The 17,724-nt window shown below is 61.4% G+C and carries 15 protein-coding genes; 9 read left to right on the top strand and 6 right to left on the bottom strand.

Annotated elements, in window-relative coordinates; genetic code table 11:
- Nucleotides 1–131 precede the first annotated feature (131 nt).
- The 4 genes from ALTAJ2_RS09510 to ALTAJ2_RS09495 all read right to left on the bottom strand — a co-directional run bounded on the left by ALTAJ2_RS09510 (nucleotide 132) and on the right by ALTAJ2_RS09495 (nucleotide 3,831).
- Complete coding sequence (locus ALTAJ2_RS09510) at nucleotides 132–428, bottom strand: translation initiation factor (protein ID WP_007109865.1); 297 nt, start codon at nucleotides 426–428, stop codon at nucleotides 132–134.
- A gap of 83 nt (nucleotides 429–511) precedes the next feature.
- Complete coding sequence (locus ALTAJ2_RS09505; protein WP_007109864.1) at nucleotides 512–1,117, bottom strand: DUF192 domain-containing protein; 606 nt, start codon at nucleotides 1,115–1,117, stop codon at nucleotides 512–514.
- Nucleotides 1,118–1,222: 105 nt separating this feature from the next.
- The gene (locus ALTAJ2_RS09500) at nucleotides 1,223–3,082 is read right to left on the bottom strand and encodes an excinuclease ABC subunit C (protein ID WP_007109863.1); all 1,860 of its coding nucleotides are present in this window, start codon (nucleotides 3,080–3,082) and stop codon (nucleotides 1,223–1,225) included.
- Nucleotides 3,083–3,108: 26 nt separating this feature from the next.
- On the bottom strand, nucleotides 3,109–3,831 hold the full coding sequence (locus ALTAJ2_RS09495) for a hypothetical protein (RefSeq protein ID WP_007109862.1): 723 nt from the start codon (nucleotides 3,829–3,831) through the stop codon (nucleotides 3,109–3,111).
- Nucleotides 3,832–3,956: 125 nt separating this feature from the next.
- Here ALTAJ2_RS09495 and ALTAJ2_RS09490 point away from each other — a divergent pair, with 125 nt between their 5' ends.
- From ALTAJ2_RS09490 to ALTAJ2_RS09470, 5 genes are all read left to right on the top strand, one after another.
- Nucleotides 3,957–4,226, top strand: a complete 270-nt coding sequence (locus ALTAJ2_RS09490; RefSeq protein ID WP_007109861.1) for a hypothetical protein — start codon at nucleotides 3,957–3,959, stop codon at nucleotides 4,224–4,226.
- A gap of 125 nt (nucleotides 4,227–4,351) precedes the next feature.
- Nucleotides 4,352–5,278: an ABC transporter ATP-binding protein gene (locus ALTAJ2_RS09485; RefSeq protein WP_007109860.1), complete on the top strand. Its 927-nt coding sequence runs from the start codon at nucleotides 4,352–4,354 to the stop codon at nucleotides 5,276–5,278.
- Nucleotides 5,275–6,234, top strand: a complete 960-nt coding sequence (locus tag ALTAJ2_RS09480) for an ABC transporter permease (RefSeq protein WP_007109859.1) — start codon at nucleotides 5,275–5,277, stop codon at nucleotides 6,232–6,234. Before ALTAJ2_RS09485 ends, ALTAJ2_RS09480 begins: the two co-directional genes overlap by 4 nt.
- Nucleotides 6,235–6,328: 94 nt before the next feature.
- Entirely contained in the window at nucleotides 6,329–7,330 is a 1,002-nt protein-coding gene (locus tag ALTAJ2_RS09475; RefSeq protein ID WP_049900635.1) for an ArsA family ATPase, read from the top strand.
- Nucleotides 7,331–7,385: 55 nt separating this feature from the next.
- On the top strand, nucleotides 7,386–7,574 hold the full coding sequence (locus ALTAJ2_RS09470; protein ID WP_008455852.1) for a hypothetical protein: 189 nt from the start codon (nucleotides 7,386–7,388) through the stop codon (nucleotides 7,572–7,574).
- Nucleotides 7,575–8,022: 448 nt separating this feature from the next.
- Here ALTAJ2_RS09470 and ligA read toward each other — a convergent pair whose 3' ends face one another.
- Nucleotides 8,023–10,098, bottom strand: coding sequence for an NAD-dependent DNA ligase LigA (gene ligA, locus ALTAJ2_RS09465; RefSeq protein ID WP_007109856.1), 2,076 nt, complete (start codon nucleotides 10,096–10,098; stop codon nucleotides 8,023–8,025).
- A gap of 674 nt (nucleotides 10,099–10,772) precedes the next feature.
- Between ligA and ALTAJ2_RS09460 the strand changes: the two genes are divergently transcribed.
- Nucleotides 10,773–11,582: a class I SAM-dependent methyltransferase gene (locus ALTAJ2_RS09460; protein WP_049900604.1), complete on the top strand. Its 810-nt coding sequence runs from the start codon at nucleotides 10,773–10,775 to the stop codon at nucleotides 11,580–11,582.
- Between the two features lie 74 nt (nucleotides 11,583–11,656).
- On the opposite strand, the gene leuS is transcribed toward ALTAJ2_RS09460, so the two are convergent.
- Nucleotides 11,657–14,503 carry a leucine--tRNA ligase gene (gene leuS, locus ALTAJ2_RS09455; RefSeq protein ID WP_049900602.1) on the bottom strand — a complete coding sequence of 949 codons (2,847 nt, stop codon included), beginning with the start codon at nucleotides 14,501–14,503 and terminating at the stop codon, nucleotides 11,657–11,659.
- Between the two features lie 224 nt (nucleotides 14,504–14,727).
- Between leuS and ALTAJ2_RS09450 the strand changes: the two genes are divergently transcribed.
- The 3 genes from ALTAJ2_RS09450 to ALTAJ2_RS09440 are packed head-to-tail and all read left to right on the top strand — an operon-like array spanning nucleotide 14,728 to nucleotide 17,700.
- Complete coding sequence (locus tag ALTAJ2_RS09450; RefSeq protein WP_007109853.1) at nucleotides 14,728–15,855, top strand: amino acid--tRNA ligase-related protein; 1,128 nt, start codon at nucleotides 14,728–14,730, stop codon at nucleotides 15,853–15,855.
- Between the two features lie 37 nt (nucleotides 15,856–15,892).
- Nucleotides 15,893–16,876, top strand: coding sequence for an ABC transporter ATP-binding protein (locus ALTAJ2_RS09445; RefSeq protein ID WP_049900599.1), 984 nt, complete (start codon nucleotides 15,893–15,895; stop codon nucleotides 16,874–16,876).
- On the top strand, nucleotides 16,873–17,700 hold the full coding sequence (locus ALTAJ2_RS09440) for an ABC transporter permease (protein ID WP_007109851.1): 828 nt from the start codon (nucleotides 16,873–16,875) through the stop codon (nucleotides 17,698–17,700). The genes ALTAJ2_RS09445 and ALTAJ2_RS09440 overlap by 4 nt, the downstream gene beginning before the upstream one ends.
- Nucleotides 17,701–17,724: the final 24 nt, after the last annotated feature.

Raw genomic sequence — 17,724 nt, 5'->3', positions numbered from 1 at the left:
AGACATAAATAACTCGCCGACACGGGACCGTGGAACCGGACGACGATCGGGACTCGAGCGGTCGGGCACGCGACTCGAGCGAGCGGCCTCGAGTGTGGTGTCGCGTCCGCTGGTGACCGTCGACCGCCCGGTCACTCGCGAACGTCGAATCCCCGCTCGCGAAGGAGAGCGGGCACCCGGTCCCGGTGGTCACCCTGCAGTTCGATCCGGTCCTCGTCGACGGTCCCGCCCGTCCCCATCGACCGCTTGAGGTCGGACGCGATCGATTTGATCTCGTCCGGTCCGAGATCGAACCCTTCGACGATCGTCACCGGCTTGTCGTACCGACGGCTCTCCGTTCGGACCGACAGGACTTGCTGGGAGGTCTCGAGGTCGCCCTGACTGTCGAGGTCGTCGAGCAGATCGTCGAGGTCGTCGTCATTTGCCATGCGGTAGCATAGGTGCGGCAGGTGGGATAGCCCTCTCCTTGCGTTCGCAACGGTCGGTGTGGCTGTTCCGTCGGCGGGATCGATCACTCCTCGAGAGCGAACTCGAGGACATCCCCTTCGCTGACGCCGTGATCGCTCGTCCACTCGTAGGCGACCTCGAGTACGTACTGTCCCCGTCCGGGGTAGTGCTGGTCGTTCCCGTTCTCGTCCGGACCGGGTGCCGGCGCGTGATGGATGCCGGTGATCGTCCCGTCCGCGTCGGCGTAGACGATGTCGATGCCGAAGTCCATCTCCCGCATGACGAAGGACCGTTCCGCGACCGCGCCGAAGACGAACAGCATACCCCGGTCGGGCGGCAGTTCGTCGGTGTCACTGAGTCCGAGATACCGAAGATCGTCCGTGTCGGCGATCGCCGCCGTCACCCTCCCGAGTTCGTCGCCGTCGGCCCCTACGGCCCGGACCGTGGTCGTCTCGTAGCCCTCGTGAATCGTTTCTGCAGCGTCGTTTGACTCGTTCGGACTCGGCTCAGTCGTCTCCGCGCCGTCACTGTCCTCCTCGTCACCGGCTCTCTCGTCGCCCGTGTCCCTCGAGTCGGCTGTTTCTCCCGAATCGTCCGTGTCGAGACAGCCGGCGACCGCGACCGCGCCGGCGGCACCGAGAACGCGTCGCCGGGGTACGTCGTCGTCCATATCAGTGTCATCAACCGTACGGACGAATATTCCTTCCGCACGTGCGAGTGCCCGAATCGGTCGGCTGTAACATCGGTCGCCGTCGGCGGCGTCCTCGACGGCCCGCTAGAGCCGGGACTTGATCGTTTCCGCCGTCTTTTCGCCGACTCCCTCGACGCTCCGGAGGTCGTCGACGCTCGCCTCGCGGACGTTCTCGACGCTGCCGAAGCGTCCCAACAGCCGTTTGCGCGTTTCGGGACCGACTCCCTGAACGTCGTCTAACACGGTCGTGACCTCGTCGCGGACGGTCTGGTGGTACTGCACGGCGAACCGGTGGGCCTCGTCGCGGACGCGCTGGAGGAGGTGCAAGTGCGGCGCGTCGCTGGGCCACGAAAACGACCGCTCGGGCGTGACCACGCGCTCCTCGGCCTTCGCCAGCGCGACCGCCGGCACCTCCCAGCCGACCGCCTCGAGCGCGTCGCGGGCCGCCTCGAGTTGCCCCTCGCCGCCGTCGATCAACAGTAGATCGGGGTCGGGCCGGTCGTCGCGGCCCTCGACGGCGCGAGCGGCGCGCCACTCGAGCAGTGCGCGCATGTTGTCGTAATCGTCGTTCTGATCGGTGAGTTTCTTCCGGCGGTAGTCGCTCTTTTCCGCGCCCCCGTCGACGAACGTGACGTCGCTGCCGACCGCAGCTTTCCCCTGTGCGTGGCTCACGTCGAACCCCTCGATCCGCCGGGCCGACTCGATCTCGAGGGCGTCCGCGAGCATGCCGCACTCGTCACGCCGACCGACGTTACGGCGGGCGTTTTTCAACGCGAGTTCGACGAGCTTCGCCTCCCGGCCCGCGCCCGGGACCCGGACCGAGACGCCCTCGGCTGCGAGCCAGGCTGTGACTTCCTCGTCGCCGTGGCGTTCCGGCAGGAGCAGGGCATCCGGCAGTTCGCGCTCGGCGTAGTACTGCACGATGAAGGCGGCGAGCACGGCCGGCACGCCGTCCGTCCGACCAGCTGCGTCGACCCCCGTTCCGGCGGAGCCGGGTGCCTCGAGCGTGTGTCGGTCCCGATCGACCAGCTTGCCGTCCTCGGCGCGCAGTCGGGCGACGGTCGCGTCCGCGCCCTCGATAGCGACGCCGAGGACGTCGACGCCCCGCTCGTCGCCGATCGACTGGACTGCCTCGCCGCCCTCGCCGTGAAATGCTTCGACGGTTTCCAACCGATCCCGGAGGTTCGCCGCGCGCTCGAAGTTCCGGTCCTGCGCCGCGGCCTCCATCTCCCGGCGTAGCGGATCCGCGAGCACCCCCGTTTCGCCCTCGAGAAACCGTTTGACGGCGGTCACGTCCTCGCCGTAACTCGCGAGGTCGATCTCGCGGGTGCAGGGCGCGGTACACAGCCCCATCTCGTAGTCCAGACACGGCCGCTCGCGGCCCGCGTACTTGTGGTCCGAACAGCCACGGATCCCGTACGTTTCCCGCAGGGCCTTCACGACGGTCTCGACCTCCGTCTTGCTGGTGTAGGGGCCGAAGACGGTCGCGGCTCCGGTCGCGGTTTCGCCGTCGTCGTGCGGTTGCACTGCGTGACTGTCCGCGGAACTCCGTTCCGCGCTACTCCCGTTCGAGGCGCTTCGGGCCTCGCCGTCCGGATCGCGGGTGATCTCGATCCGCGGGGCCTCGTGGGCGGTTACCTGGATCATCGGGTAGGACTTGTCGTCCTTGAGCCGGACGTTGTAGCGGGGTTGGTGGCGCTTGATCAGGTTCGCCTCGAGCAACAGGGCCTGGGTCTCGGTGTCCGTGACGGCGATTTCCACGTCGTCGGCGCGGTCGACCATCCGGCGAATCCGCGCGCTGCGGGGATCGGCGTAGGATCGAACCCGATCGCGCAGATCGACCGCCTTTCCGACGTAGAGGGTCGTCTCTCCCTCGCGGAACTGGTAGACTCCCGGCTCGCGGGGCAACGATCCGGCGCGCTCGCGAACCCCATCGGCGTTCATCGGCGGGCCTACGGACGCGGGAGGCTTCAGCCTGACTCATCGGCCTCGATCCCGTCACCGGCCGGCCGGTCGATCTCGGAGCGCCGCTCCTCGCCCGCTTGTTCGCCGTCGCTCCGGCCCGCGCCCTCGAGCGTCGACGTCGATCCCGGCCGAATCGTCCGCTCGAGGTCGGCGACCGTTCCGTCGTCTAGTTTGGCGTCCCCGACCGGCACCACGAGGTCGTCGCCGCCGCTCACCCGGAGTACGAGCCGCCGCGACCGAGAGCGCAGATAGGAGCCGACGAGGCCGACGGCGAGCGCGAGCGCGGCGACGCCGACTAGGAGTACGCCCCACCCGACCAGTACCAGGAGCGTTTCGACGGCCGCGACCGCGCTCTCGGCGAGCCGCGTCAGCGCGTTCGGTCCCGGAACCGAAACGCCCTCGAGATCGACGGCCGGAACCGGCGTCGCGCCGCTGCCGTTCGTCGCTACCTCGAGGACGCCGACCCCGACGAACGCCGCGGCGAGTCCTGCACAGAGGTGGCTCAACCGCGCGCTGGTCTCGACGGTGACGGTCCCGACGTTCGGCCGGTCGACGTGGCGAAAGGTCCCGTCGCTCGAGTCGGCCCGCAACGCCAGCACGCGCTGGTTCGTGACGGCGACGGTGGTGTCCGCGAGGTCCGTCCGGTGGTCGACGTGCTCCCCCTCGTGGCAGAGTTCGTCGACGTGATCGCGCCACTGCTCGACGCGCTCGCGTCGGGTTCGGGCCATCGGTGGTTGCCACTCCTCCGATGCCGACCGCCAAGTACGTCGGTGCCCGTTCGACCGAGTAAGCTGTTCCTTCGTGCGGAACCGACTCGGTACATTCTCGGTGCTCGACTGCCAACCCGCTGGGTATGAGCGACTCGACGGTACAGTGCTGGCTCGTCGAACGGGAACTGGGTGATCGGGACTTCGTGACGCTCGTCTACGCGACCCCGGACGGGTCGCGGTTCCAGCAGCGCCAGCGGTCGTCGACGGCGCTGCGGACCGGACCCGAGGTGACCGCGGCGACCGACATCCCGGAAGCCGAACTCGAGCCGGTGCCCGACGCGGAGACCCGGGAGCGATACGCCGAGGAAGTCGACCGGACCGCACAGCGATACGATCCGGACGATCCGATATAGGTATTTCATCCGCGAGCAGCGCGGAGAAATAACGTGACAGGGGCGTCGAAACGGCTGATATCGGCAGGTGTTCCGATAGTGGTGATGTCACAACCCTTTTCGGGCAACGCTGCGACCACACAGCTATGCCCGCTATCACAGTCGACAATCTGACCAAATCCTTCGGTCAGACCCTCGCACTCGACGATCTATCCTTCCAGGTCGAAGAGGGCGAAGTGTTCGGCTTCCTCGGACCCAACGGTGCCGGCAAGTCGACGACGATCAACATCGTGCTCGACTTCGCCAGACCGACGACCGGCGATGTCAGCGTCCTCGGGATGGACGCCCAGCGACACAGCCGGGCGATCCGGCACCGAACCGGCGTCCTCCCCGAAGGCGTCGACCTGTACGACCGCCTGACCGCCCGCCAACATCTCGAGTTCGCCATCGAATCCAAAAACGCCGATACCGACCCCGAACGGCTGCTCGAGCGCGTCGGCCTCGTCGACGCCATCGACAAGAAGGCCGGCGGTTACTCGAAAGGAATGGCCCAGCGACTCATGCTCGCGATGGCGCTGGTCGGCGACCCCGACCTGCTGATCCTCGACGAGCCCTCGACCGGCCTCGACCCCAACGGGGCCCGCGAGATGCGCCAGATCGTCCGCGAGGAGAACGAACGGGGCGCGACCGTCTTCTTCTCGAGTCACATCATGGAGCAGGTCGAGGCGGTCTGTGACCGCGTCGGCATTCTGCGCGACGGCGAGATGGTCGCCGTCGACTCCGTCGAGGGCCTGCGCGACTCCGTCGAGGGTGGCACAACGCTGCGCGTCACCGTCGATCGAATCGACGACGACGCCCTTCAGGCGGTCCGATCGCTGCCGGACGTCGGCGACGCCACCGTCGAGGACCGGACGCCGCCGACTATCGTCGTCACGGTCGACGGCTCGAAGACCGCCGTCCTCTCGACGCTCGAGGACCGCGGCATCGAGGTCCGGGACTTCTCGACCACCGAAGCGTCGCTCGACGATGTCTTCCAGTCGTACACGACGGACGCGGAGGTGCACGCGCGATGAGCTCCGAGACCGGGACCGGAACCGAAGCGGCGGCCACGGGCGGCTCGGCCTCGAGTTCGCTCACCCTCGAGAGCGTCCGCGCGATCACGAAGAAGGACTTCCAGGATTCGATCCGGTCGTGGCTGTTCTGGGGGCTGAGCGTGTTCTTCTTCACGCTGATGGCCGTCCTGGCCGGCTTCATCGCGTGGGCGGAGCCCGAGGAACTGACGACGCTCGGGTTTATCAGCCTCATCAGTCAGGTCTGTAAGCTCGTCATTCCGCTGATCGCACTCGTGCTCGGCTGGAAGTCGATCGCCGGCGAACGCGAGACGGGCAGCATCAAGGTCTTGCTGTCGCTTCCACACTCCCGGAAGGACGTCCTCGTCGGTAAGCTGCTGGGCCGAACGGCGGTCCTCTCGCTGTCGCTCGGCATCGGCTTCGTCATCGGGATGCTCGCCGTCGCGTTCGCCGTCGCCGAGTTCTCGTTCCCCGCGTACGTCGCCTTCCTGGCGATGACGATCCTGTACGGACTGGCGTACATGAGCATCGCCGTCTCGCTCTCGTCGGTGACGCGGTCGACGACGATGGCCGGTGCGGCGATGTTCGGGGTCTTCGTTCTGTTCTACATCGTCTGGAACTCGATTCAGTCCGCACTGGGACTCCTGATGCGGCGGGGGTACATCGACGGTGTCAGCTACACGGGGACGACCCTCACTGGCCAGCAACAGGAGATGACTCGGTTGCCCGACTGGGCGCTGTTCATCGATATGATCGATCCGGGGAACGCGTATCAGAACACCATCACGCTGTTCAGCGGCCTCTCGGGCGAGAACATCGGGACGACGTTCAACGAGGCCGCCTTCCCCAACGGGCTCCCGTTCTATCTGCAGGACTGGTTCTCCCTCGTCATCCTGTTGTTCTGGATCGTCGTCCCGATCGCCGTCGCGCTCTACCTGTTCGATCGCGGCGACATCTGACCGCGGAGCCATCGCGGGTCGTCCCTAGCACGCGTCGGTGACCCGGTTTCCGCAGGGGACTCCGTTTACGGTCGTAGCCGTCGTACGCGCGGCCGTGACCGACTGCATCTTCTACGGCGGCAAGGGCGGTGTCGGTAAAACGACCTGTGCGGCCGCGACCGCCCTCAAATTCGCCGCCGACCGGGAGACGCTCGTCGTCTCGACCGATCCCGCGCACTCGCTCGCCGACTCGCTCGAGGCCGATATCGGATCGGAACCGACCGAACTCGCGGCTCCCGTCGTACGCGAGCGAGGCGACGCTGTGCCGGCACCCGCCGCGGATGCGGACCCGACGGGCGGCCTGTGGGCCGTCGAGATCGATCCCGAGACCCAACGCGAGCGGTACGAGAAACTGGCGCGGGCGCTGGCCACGGACCTCCGGCGTGCCGGGATCAGTCTGTCCGATGCGGAGGTCGAACGGCTCTTCGCGACGGGTGCGCCGGCCGGCAGCGACGAGATCGCGGCGCTCGATTTACTGGTCGAGTACGTCGACGCGGGCGAGTGGGACACCATCGTCTTCGACACCGCGCCGACGGGTCACACCCTGCGGCTGTTCGACATGCCCGAGGTGATGGGACTGGCACTCGAGACGGCGCGGTCGCTTCGCGGGCAGGCAAAGCGGATCGGCAACGCCGCCCGAACGGCCGTCCTGGGACCGATGTCGATGATGACCGGCAACAGCGACGACGAAGACGAGAGTCTGGAAGCGTTTCAGGCCCGCCTCGAGCGCGCTCGCGACCTCCTCGTCGATCCGTCACGGACCGAGTTTCGCGTGGTCCTCACGCCGGAATCGATGGCGATTTCGGAATCCGAACGGCTCGTCGATCGGCTCCGCGAGGCCGGCGTGCCGGTCGAACGGCTGCTCGTGAACCGCATCCTCGAGGACCCCCACGAGGGCTGTCCGCGCTGTCGGTCGCGTCGGGAGCGCCACGAGGCCCGGCTCGCGGAGGTACGCTCGACGTTTCCGGACCTCGAGGTCGTGACGCTTCCCGAACTCGAGGGGGAAGTCGGGGGACGCGAGTCGCTGGCGGTGATCGCCGAGCGGTTGCCAGCCTGAGCGACCGAGCGGTTCCACGCCCGGTATTATGATGTTGGCCCTCCTCCGTTCCAGTATGGCGCTCTCGCTCGGCCGGAACTCGTCTCCAATCGTCACGGGGATCGGCGTCGCCGTCGCACTCGTCGCCATCGTCGGCACGCAGGTCCTCGGCTGGGACTGGGGCTCCGGACGGCTCGTCCCGACGGTGATCGGCGTCGTCGCCGCGGGTATCGCTGTCGCCGTGGTTCTCAGCCGTCGCGGGTGAGGCCGCGTTTGTCGTCACTCCTCGCGGCCGGATCGGTAAGTGAGTGGCTTCTCCGTTCCGCGTGGCGGGACCGGCGAGCGCGTCCCTCCATCGTTCGTCGTCGTCCTTCGGTTATTGACCGTCCGTATATCGCCATCTCCTCCCGGCCAGTATTGTAATATACACTATACTAACCACGAAGCTTATACTCCGATACTGACTGTTCGCGGTCGTAGCTGGCACGCTACTGATCCACGTGAAGCGCCTCGAGGCGTACTTACGGCGGTTGTATCGGGTAAAAAGGGAACAGCGGATCTATCGGTGCTCGAACTGCGGGTGTACGTACGGGACCAACGAGACGACCTGTCAGGAATGCTGGAGTGGGCGACTCGTCCGAATCAAATAGCCCGCGCCGCTTCGGCGGTCGTCGGTGCTCGCTGACGGCGGCTCGGTCGGGCGATCGGCGCGCTCACTCGCGGTCGATCCCGTTTTCCTCGAGCAGCGTTCGGAACTCGGCGGCATCGAGAATCGGGACGTCGTTGTCCCGCGCGTTTTCCTGCTTCGTCGCCCCCGGGTTCTCGCCGGCAACGAGGTAGTCGGTGTTGCCCGAGACACTGCCCGTCGCGTTCGCGCCGTGGGTCTCGACGAGGTCCTGTGCCTCGCCTCTGGTCATGTCCTCGAGCGAGCCGGTGAAGACGAACGTCAGGCCAGCGAGTTCGTCGCCGGTGTCGATCGCGACCGCCTGCGGTGTGACGTGCTCGAGCACGTCGTCGACGACGGCGGCGTTGGCCTCGCTCAGGAAGAACTCGTGGATCGTCTCGGCGACCGTGTCGCCCACATCGCTGACGCCCTCGAGTCGCTCTGGATCGGTTTCGGCTGCCTCGCGGAACGCCTCGAAGGTCTCGAACTCGCGGGCGAGTTCGCGAGCCGTCGTCGGGCCGACGAGGGGGATGCCCAGCGCGGAGAGGAACTCCGGCAGCGGCGGCTCGCGGCTGGCGTCGATCTCCTCGAGCAGGTTCTCGGCGCTGGTCTCGCCCCACCCCTCGAGATCGGTGAGGTTCTCGCGCTCGAGTTCGTAGAGGTCCGCGACGGAGTCGAGCAATCCGGCGTCGACCAGTTGGCGGACGCTTTGCTCGCCGAGTCCCTCGAGATCGAGGCCGTCGTCGCTGGCGTAGTACTCGATCGACCGGCGCAGCTGAGCGGCACAGCCCAGGCCGCCGGTACAGAACGCCATCGGACCGTCGCGCTCGACCGGGCTGTCACAGACGGGACACGCGTCGGGGAGTTCGTAGTGGCCCTCGCTGTCTTTCTCGACGACCTCCTCGACGTACGGGATCACGTCGCCCGCACGCTGGACCCGAACCGTGTCGCCGATATTGACGTTTTTTTCGGCGATCTCCTCGGGGTTGTGGAGACTCGCCCGCGAGACGGTGACGCCGCCGACGTCGACCGGCTCGAGCAGGGCGACGGGAGTCAGTCGGCCGGTTCGGCCGACCTGAACCGCCACGTCGACGATGGGCGTCACTTCCGCGCGGGCCGGGAACTTGTAGGCGAAGGCGTAGCGGTCGTGACGGGCCGTCCGGCCGAGTTCCTCGCGGGCCTCGCGGTCGTCGACCTTGATCACGGTGCCGTCGATCTCGTAGTCCAGTTCGTCACGGCCCTCGAGCATGCGGTCGCGGTAGTCGATGGCCGCGTCGATGTCGGCGGCGAGTTCGACGTGATCGGTCACCCGCAGCCCCCAGTCGGGGAACCGCTCGAGTTCGGCGTGGTGGGTGTCCGCGAGCTCGCTGGCCGCGAGCACGTCGAAGTAGAAGACCGCGAGGGGACGCTCGGCGACGACAGCGGGATCGAGCTGTCGAATCGTGCCGGCGGTGGCGTTTCGCGGGTTGGCAAACGGCTCCTCGCCGCGCTCGATGCGCTCGCGGTTGTACGCCTGAAAAGCGTCTTTGGGCATGTAAACCTCGCCTCTGACCGCGAGGAAGTCGGGATAGTCGCCGTGGAGGTGCTGCGGGACGGCACCGATCGTGCGCACGTTGCGCGTGACATCGTCGCCTTCGCGGCCGTCTCCGCGGGTGACCGCGCGCTCGAGACGCCCCTCCTCGTAGACGAACTCCATGGAGACACCGTCGAATTTGGGCTCACAGACGTAGCGGACGTCGCCGACCTCCCGCTGTACGCGGTCGTCGAATTCGCGGACGTCCTCGACGTCGCCGCTCCCCTCGATCGAGAGCATCGGCGCGACGTGCTCGACCGTCTCGAACTCCTCGATCGGTTCGCCGCCGACGCTTCGCGTCGGGCTGTCGGGGTGGCTGAGGTCGAACTCCGCCTCGAGCTCCCGTAGCCGGGCGAAGAGCGCGTCGTAGGTCCGATCGGCGATGACGGGCTCGCTCTCGACGTAGTACCGGCGGTCGTGCTCGCGGACGGCCGCGCGCAACTGTTCGACCTGCCGCTCGGCCTCGGCCTCCGAGAGCGCCTCGAGTGGCTCGAAATCGGTCGGCGGATCGCGGAGATAGGGATTGGTCTCGTCCTCGTCGGCAACTGGCATTGCTTGAAGGTGGCTACCTGCGCCAGTTAATGTTATTGCCATCCCATCAATCGCGTCGGTATAGTCTTGAGTCGCTAATGTAGTCTCTCCTATGTCTCCACAACATTCATAAATAAATAATTTATAATGTGGCTATATATTGATTTTTATAGAGAATTCGGTTGGGTGAGCGGACAACAATAAAAAGTTGGCATATAATAATTAATATTCATATGGGGAGACTATTTACGTCAAAGACGTCTCAGCGGATGTGAACGGTAGTTTGAGCCACACGATCTCAGAAAAATAGCGTCTTTGTCGCCCGAAAATCGAACACCGACGATTCGTACTCGGAGAGTTTCATCGGAGTATAACTATCATCTTCGTCGTCAGAAGGATCGTTCGGAACGAACCTCCCAGATCAATGACGACAAGCGTTCTACCGGGACACTCCACGAGATAGTTGAAACGTCGTATCGGGACGTGGCAACGACGAACTGGCTAATCGAAAGAGCACAATACCGTAGTAATATCCATTGTTTTATGACATTATTGATTATATAATCTATTGCATGATGAATAACTTCTACTGATCAAACCTATCCGTGACCTTCAGATGTACTCGATCGATTCATTCTCTTCCTTTATTATTAATAGACCGTTAGTTATATTTATTATGTCTAATACTACTAACTATGGGTGTAGAGAATCCAAATTACATGGATATCATCGGAATAGTCGACGAGACGAACCGTCCACCTGGCGGGATTGAGTCTGTGACAGAAGCGGCTCGGCGAACCCTACTTACAGTTGACGACGAGGTATTGGAGGTGGGGACGAGTACCGGCTTCACTGCCATTGAACTATCGCGACTCATCGGCTGTTCAGTGACGGCCATCGACATTAATGAGGAGAGCCTTGCGGAAGCCCAACGACGAGCCGAGGAGCTTAACGCCGACGAAAACATCTCATTCGAGCAGGAAGATGCGACGGACCTACCGTATGATGATGAAACGTTTGACGTAGTATTCGTCGGTAACGTCACGTCGTACGTCGGTGATACCGAGGCTGCACTTGAAGAGTACCGACGTGTCCTTCGTTCAGGCGGATTCCTCGTCGCAGTACCGATGTACTATGTCCGACAGCCGGACGAAGAGTTGTTGGCCGACGTACGTGATGCCATTGGGACGTACATCGACGTGACGACCCGCGACCACTGGCGGGAATTCTTCGATCAGTCCGATCTCAGGCTGTATCACGATTCCGAATACGAGTTCGATTTCGTCCCAGAGTCGGCAGTCGAAGCATACGCCGACGAGATTCTCGAACAGAGTGATCTCTCCGAGTTCGATGGAGACGACCGCAAACTGATCAATGAGACTTACCGCGAGTACTTGCTTTTATTCCGCGAAAACCTCCAACACCTCCGGTACTCATTGTTGGTCTATCGCAAGGATCCGGGGTACGAACCCGAGCTGTTCACCAGCAGTTCGGTCAACAACTGACGACCGACCGTTGAATCCGCTGTTTTCCGTGCGAAGATGGATCGGTTGACGTGAACGATGAATCGCGAGTGGCGTTACTCGATGTGGATTGCGGGCCGGAACGGATCTGCTTTCTCCGTCTCCGTGCCGGGAGCATCACCGACATCGATTTCGACACTCGCGTCAAATTCGTTGGCGAGGAACTCGACAGCTGATTCGTAGACGCCCCGTTCGTTTATATCAGTCAACAGCGTAAGCTCTGCCTCGTCGCGACCACGGAACCGGTCGACGAACTGTGTGACGAGATCGCTGACTGTGTCACCACGTTTGCGCATCTCGTCAGTGGTCATCAACTCTTCCATCGCCACGTCTACCTCGAAGTCCGCTGCTACGATGGTCTCGAAGACCTCGTGCTTCCACTTGTCGGCGAGCGTCAGTGTGATTGTGTCGGGGTCTGTGTCGGTGACTTCCGCGATGTCACGTATGTCGTCAGTCAAGTCTCGAATCAACTCCTCTTGCAGTTTGGCACGCTCGTCATCGAACTCTTCGTTCACTGTCGGCCAACTCGCATCCTCTACCGGTTCGCCAGCCAATTGCTCGTACAACTCGTTCGTGACGAACGGGACGAAGGGCGCAAGAAGTCGGAGTCGCGTTTCCAGCACCTGTCGTTGCGTCCAGCGTGCGCCAGGTCGGTCACGGTCCGTCCGACGTCGATACCACCGGAGGTGTTTGTTCATCTGATATAGGGCTGTCTGACTCGCAGAGCGGGTCTCGTAATCCTCCATCGCCGTTGTCGTCTCCCGGATAGCGTCTTGGAGCTTCGAGAGTAACCACCGGTCGATGCGCTCTAACGACTGCTCGCCTTCCGGCATCTCGATGACTTCCATCGCCCGCTGGTAGAAGCTCTCGATCTGATCCCGCGCCGAAGAGACGGATTCTTCTTTCCAATTAAAATCCTGCCACGGTTCCGAGCTGTTAAACAGGAACAGCCGCACGGCGTCCGCACCGTACTTCGAGACAGCGTTATCCGGCAGGACGACGTGCCCGCTTGAAGAGCTCATCCCGCGACCTTCCAACAGGCCCATTCCCATTATAGTGATTCCCTCTGGCCACATCGGCTTCTCGAAGAGTTCCGCGTGGTGGTAGAGGTAGAACGTGAGATGATTCTCGACCAAATCATTCGCTGATAATCGCACGTTTACCGGGTACCAGTATTGCCACTCCTGACGCAGGTCCAAGGCACGCTCGTCGGGATCCTCGACCGCTTCCGGACCGAAGAACAGCGCGTCGAAGAACTCTTTGTCCAGTTCCTCAGGTGGAATGTCCTGCAACCGGTGGGCGACAGTATAGTACGCTGGATAGATCGTCGAGTCTGACAGCGGTTCGATGATGAAGTCCTCGTCGGCTGGAAGCGGCGTTCCCAACCCGAAGTTTCGGATGCAGGGCCACTCTTCCAGCCAACCGATAGCATGGTGGAACTGTTCGCGAGTGTTTTCAGGTACCGGCTCGAGTTGTTTGACCGCTTGGCGCGTCTTCTGCTTCCATGATTCGTCGTTGTACCGGATGAACCACGACTCCTGTTTTGCGACCTCTACATTGCCACCACACCGACAGATCACCTCTTCAGCGAAGTCGTATAGCGAATCGGCGATTCCATCGGCTTCGTATTCCGCACGGAGTTGGTCGCGAACGTCTTCGATGACTTTCCCGGCGTACTTGTCGTCGTACTCATCTATGAGACGACCCTGATGGTATTCACGTTCGTACAGTGTTTCGGTGACTTCGCTCAACTCGGGATCGTCGACCGACGAGATGTCGTTTCGTTCGACGACGTCGCGCGCTGGAATCTCACCGTACTCCTCCGTCGAGACGACCGCTTGCGGCTCAATGGACCGAACGACTTCGGGGTCAAGACCGTATTCGGCCAAGTACTCTTCGTCCGACTGAAGACGGTGTAGCTCCAGCCAGTCGTCTGGGCTGTGGGCTGGAACCGACATTACCACGCCGGTCCCTCCGTTTGAGTCGACGAACTCTCCCGGAAATACGGGGATCGATTCGTCGGTGACTGGATTCGTAAGGCGAGACCCGACCAACTCCTCGCCGGGGATCTCTCCCGTGATTGAGACGTCGTGCGCCTGCATCTGAAGCTTCTCGACCGCCTCCGTCGAGACGAGCCACGACTCGCCGTCCACGTCTGCACGGACGTACGTCGCATCCGGGTTCACGTACACGTTTGTCACTCCGCGAACCGTCTCGGGACGGAGCGTCGCCGTTGGAACGACTGCCTCATCCAGCAAGTCGTCGCCTTGGAACTTGATGAGGGAGTACTCCTGGAAGTCCGTGTGCTCCCCTTCTAGAATGTCGTGAGTCGTCACCGGCTGATCTTCGCTCGTGCAGTACTTGACTGGATGAAGTCCCTGCTCCAACAACCCTCGATCGTGAAGGGTTTGGTACTGCCACTGGATAAATCGCTGGTATCGCTCGTCGTGCGTCGTGAATTCGCGTCGCCAGTCGATAGATACGCCGAGAGCCCGAAGATTTGTCTTGTAATAGTTCTCGATGAAGTACTGTGCAAACCCCATCGGCGTTTCGAGGGACTCGAGGTCTGATTCGGGCACATTGTATGTATCCCGAAGAGTAGAGATTTGGGCTTCTTCGCCCTCTTTCAGTCGATTGACAGCACCGACGATCGGCGTCCCAGTGACGTGCCATCCCATCGGATAAAGGACGTTTTCCCCTTTCATTCGGTGATACCGAGCGATTCCGTCCGGAATCGAGTATGTACTCGCGTGCCCCATGTGCATCCCGCCGCTCGGATACGTGTACGGGACGGTGATTAGTGTTCCATCCTCCCCGTCGTTGGGGTCGGATTGATAGCGACCGGTTTCCTCCCACCGCTGTCGCCACTTCTCTTCTATTACACTCTGGTCATAACCGCTCATATCGACTTATTTCACGTTACTCATTAAAATACTGTTCGAATTAGAATTATATATAAATTATATTGGTTGCCAAATTACTAAATGTATTGTTTCGAGTGTACTATCGAGCGTTTCAGACGAACTCACTAATAATTCTATAAACCACTAATTAGTACACAGACCCGAAGAAACATATATGTAGATGCAGGGAAAGATTTTAATTGATAGAACACTAAAATTTAACCATGGTATATTCGACGAACGAAGATGGAACGATTAACTACGAGGGAAACAAGGTTTTTGACCCAATAGAAAACATTCAGGGCGACGATCGGTTCCTCGAGCGAATCGGCGACCGGCAGTATCAACTTCATGAACAAGAGCACTGGTCGTACCTCACGAATGTCAATCATCACATCTACCAAGCGACGGTAGACTACTTCCATGAGCTCGGCTCAAAGTACACTCTGTTGCCGCTAACCACCCGTCTCATCTCTTCCCCGGGCGCAGTGTTCGGTTCCGAGACTATCGACTACACGGAAGACACCAGCCCAATTACGCTGGAGTGGTTCGATATGGACAAGACGGCGTTCCTCTCGGAGTCCTCGCAAGTCTACCTCGAACTCGCGCTCGCTCAGCAAGGGGTCGATCAGGTTCACTCGATCTACAACTCGTTCCGGAAGGAAGAAGCCGACAACACGCATCTCTCCGAGTTCCACCACATTGAATACGAGGGTCAGGTCGGACAGGAACGCAACGAGGAGATCGTTGAGGAACTTCTCGTGAAGATTCTCGACCGACTGCTCGATGAAGGCCGGTCGGATCTCGAACAGTTCCTCGGTCACGACGAGATAGTGGAACTGGAGGAACTGAGGGCCGATCCTGTTCGGCGGATATCGTTCGACGAGGCACTGTCGCTGCTCCGCGAAGATACTGGGGATCAAAAGTACGAGGAGTTCACCGAAGCCCACTTCGGCGACTGGGAGGAAGTCCGACTAACCGAACTCTTCGACGGGAAAATCGTCGCTGTCCAAGAGTATCCACTGTTGGAGGTGCCGTTCTACCATGCCGAAAAAGATACCAACGGTCCGCGAGTGGCAAAGAACTCCGACTTCATCTGGCCGGGCTACCGAGAGACGGTTGGAACCGGCGAGCGGGTCGCCCATCTTGAAGACGTAGAGGAGAAGGCAGAACTCTTTAATCTGCCACGCGAGGACTATGAGCCGTACATTCGTGCACGGCAGTTTGATGACTACGAGCGAACCTCTGGATTCGGCATCGGGTGGGAGCGGCTTGTACAGGGTCTGCTGAACATGCCGAGTATAATCTCTGTGGCACACTTCCCGCGCACTCACACCGGCCTCAAGCCGTAAAATAGTTTATCCGTCTTTTCAGATTACTATTAATAATATGGGGCAGCAAAAACGGATCGATGGAGTGCCAACGGACTCGGCAATCGATGTGAGGGGGCTCCGTGTGACATACGCAGATGGGACGACAGCAGTCGACGATATCGACATGACTGTCAGAGAAGGGGAGTTTTTCGGCTTCCTTGGACCGAACGGCGCAGGCAAGACAACAACGATCAAAGTATTGGCAACGCTACTCACTCCGAGTGACGGCGAGGTACGGGTCAACGGCTTTAACATACGGACCGACGGCCGCGATGTTCGCAAATCGATCGGCTATATGGCACAAGAAACAAGCGTCGATCCAGAGCTCACTGTCGAGGAAAACGTGCGATTCGCCTGCGAAATGTACGGTGTCTCACGCGACGAACGAGACCGGCGGGTTTTGACTCTGTTGTCGCTGGTTGACCTCGCAGACGTGGCTGACAAGCCGGCCGACAAACTGTCCGGCGGAATGCAAAAGCGGCTTGACGCCGCAATGGCGCTGGTCCATGAGCCGCCGGTAGTGTTTCTCGACGAGCCGACCACCGGTCTTGACCCAGAAGCTCGTGACCGACTGTGGGACTACTTTCGGCGAATCAATGACCAAGGGACGACGATCGTATTGACGACCCAGTACCTCGAAGAGGCCGACAAGCTATGTGATCGACTGGTCCTCGTACAGGACGGGTCTGTTATAATCAAAGGAAGCCCGAACGATCTGAAGGGCCGGGTCGGCGAGGAGATTCTAGACGTGGAACTCACGGGCGATGAGGGCGCGAGACGACGAGCTGCGGAGATCGCTCGCGATCTCGGTCCGTTCAATAGTAACGCAATTGAGGAGACTGACAACGGGATCAGCGTCACAGGAAACAGTGTTCGGGAACACGGAACGACGCTGCTGGTCGCACTCGACGAAGCTGGCATTTCGGTCGTGGGATTCGATGTTCGTGAACCGACGTTGGACGACGTGTTCCTTACCGTCACTGGGGAGGGATTGACGTGACCGACGAATTGTCCGGGAACTCGTTTGGCGGAGACGTAGTAGTCAACACGAAACGCTGGGGACTGAAGGCCATTCGTAACCCATTCGTGCTGGCCGTGTCGCTTATTCAGCCACTGGTATTCCTCGTGTTGTTCCTGACAGTATTCGGTAACGTGGCCGGTACAGCCGTGAACGGCACTATCCCTGGGATCGGCTATGAGACGTTCCTCTTGCCAGCTATCGTCATGCAAGTAGCGCTCGCCTCCGCTGTCTCTTCGGGTGTCGGCTTAGTCAACGACATAGAGACCGGCATGTTCGAGAAGATTCTCGCGTCGCCGATGCGGCCGTCGGCGATGCTACTCGGGAAGATCCTTGCCGACTTCGTCCGGATCGTCGTACAGATAGCGGTCGTCGTCGTGATTGGTTTCCTACTCGGCGCACAGATCGAAACCGGGGTTCTCGGGATACTCGGCGTCGTCGGCGTCGGTGTTGTGTTCTCTGGCTGGTATCTAGCCTTCTCGAACGCACTGGCAGTGCTCACCGAGGACCAAGAGTCGACCACCCTCGTCGCCAATCTCCTCCAGTTACCGCTGTTGTTTCTCTCCAGTAGTTTTCTCCCAATCAAAGCGCTTCCCGAATGGATTCAGCCGGTAGCTCTCGTCAACCCCGTTACGTACGGGGTCGATGTCGCTCGCTCCATTATCCTGGGTCGGAACGTCGTCAGCAATCTCCCACTCGCCAACAGTCCACTCGAGGCCTTCTTTGTCCTCCTCACCGTCGACTTCCTGTTCGCTGTCGCTGGTATCTTTCTCCTCTTGATCACGACCCGCTCGGACGTTCAGTGACGGTACACTCCCGTTCTAACCAAA

The sequence above is a fragment of the Natrinema altunense genome (assembly GCF_000731985.1).
Lineage (GTDB): Archaea > Halobacteriota > Halobacteria > Halobacteriales > Natrialbaceae > Natrinema > Natrinema altunense.
The sequence above is the reverse complement of the archived record's forward strand: the minus strand, read 5'-3'. Positions and strand labels throughout refer to the sequence as shown.

What these genes read in the sequence shown, in the direction of transcription:
- ALTAJ2_RS09450 (WP_007109853.1), top strand. Translation starts at nt 14,728, where the DNA reads ATGGTATATTCGACGAACGAAGATGGAACGATTAACTACGAGGGAAAC.
- ALTAJ2_RS09445 (WP_049900599.1), top strand. Translation starts at nt 15,893, where the DNA reads ATGGGGCAGCAAAAACGGATCGATGGAGTGCCAACGGACTCGGCAATC.
- ALTAJ2_RS09510 (WP_007109865.1), bottom strand. Translation starts at nt 428, where the DNA reads ATGGCAAATGACGACGACCTCGACGATCTGCTCGACGACCTCGACAGT.
- ALTAJ2_RS09485 (WP_007109860.1), top strand. Translation starts at nt 4,352, where the DNA reads ATGCCCGCTATCACAGTCGACAATCTGACCAAATCCTTCGGTCAGACC.
- ALTAJ2_RS09495 (WP_007109862.1), bottom strand. Translation starts at nt 3,831, where the DNA reads ATGGCCCGAACCCGACGCGAGCGCGTCGAGCAGTGGCGCGATCACGTC.
- ALTAJ2_RS09505 (WP_007109864.1), bottom strand. Translation starts at nt 1,117, where the DNA reads ATGGACGACGACGTACCCCGGCGACGCGTTCTCGGTGCCGCCGGCGCG.
- leuS (WP_049900602.1), bottom strand. Translation starts at nt 14,503, where the DNA reads ATGAGCGGTTATGACCAGAGTGTAATAGAAGAGAAGTGGCGACAGCGG.
- ligA (WP_007109856.1), bottom strand. Translation starts at nt 10,098, where the DNA reads ATGCCAGTTGCCGACGAGGACGAGACCAATCCCTATCTCCGCGATCCG.
- ALTAJ2_RS09500 (WP_007109863.1), bottom strand. Translation starts at nt 3,082, where the DNA reads ATGAACGCCGATGGGGTTCGCGAGCGCGCCGGATCGTTGCCCCGCGAG.
- ALTAJ2_RS09480 (WP_007109859.1), top strand. Translation starts at nt 5,275, where the DNA reads ATGAGCTCCGAGACCGGGACCGGAACCGAAGCGGCGGCCACGGGCGGC.
- ALTAJ2_RS09490 (WP_007109861.1), top strand. Translation starts at nt 3,957, where the DNA reads ATGAGCGACTCGACGGTACAGTGCTGGCTCGTCGAACGGGAACTGGGT.
- ALTAJ2_RS09460 (WP_049900604.1), top strand. Translation starts at nt 10,773, where the DNA reads ATGGGTGTAGAGAATCCAAATTACATGGATATCATCGGAATAGTCGAC.
- ALTAJ2_RS09470 (WP_008455852.1), top strand. Translation starts at nt 7,386, where the DNA reads ATGGCGCTCTCGCTCGGCCGGAACTCGTCTCCAATCGTCACGGGGATC.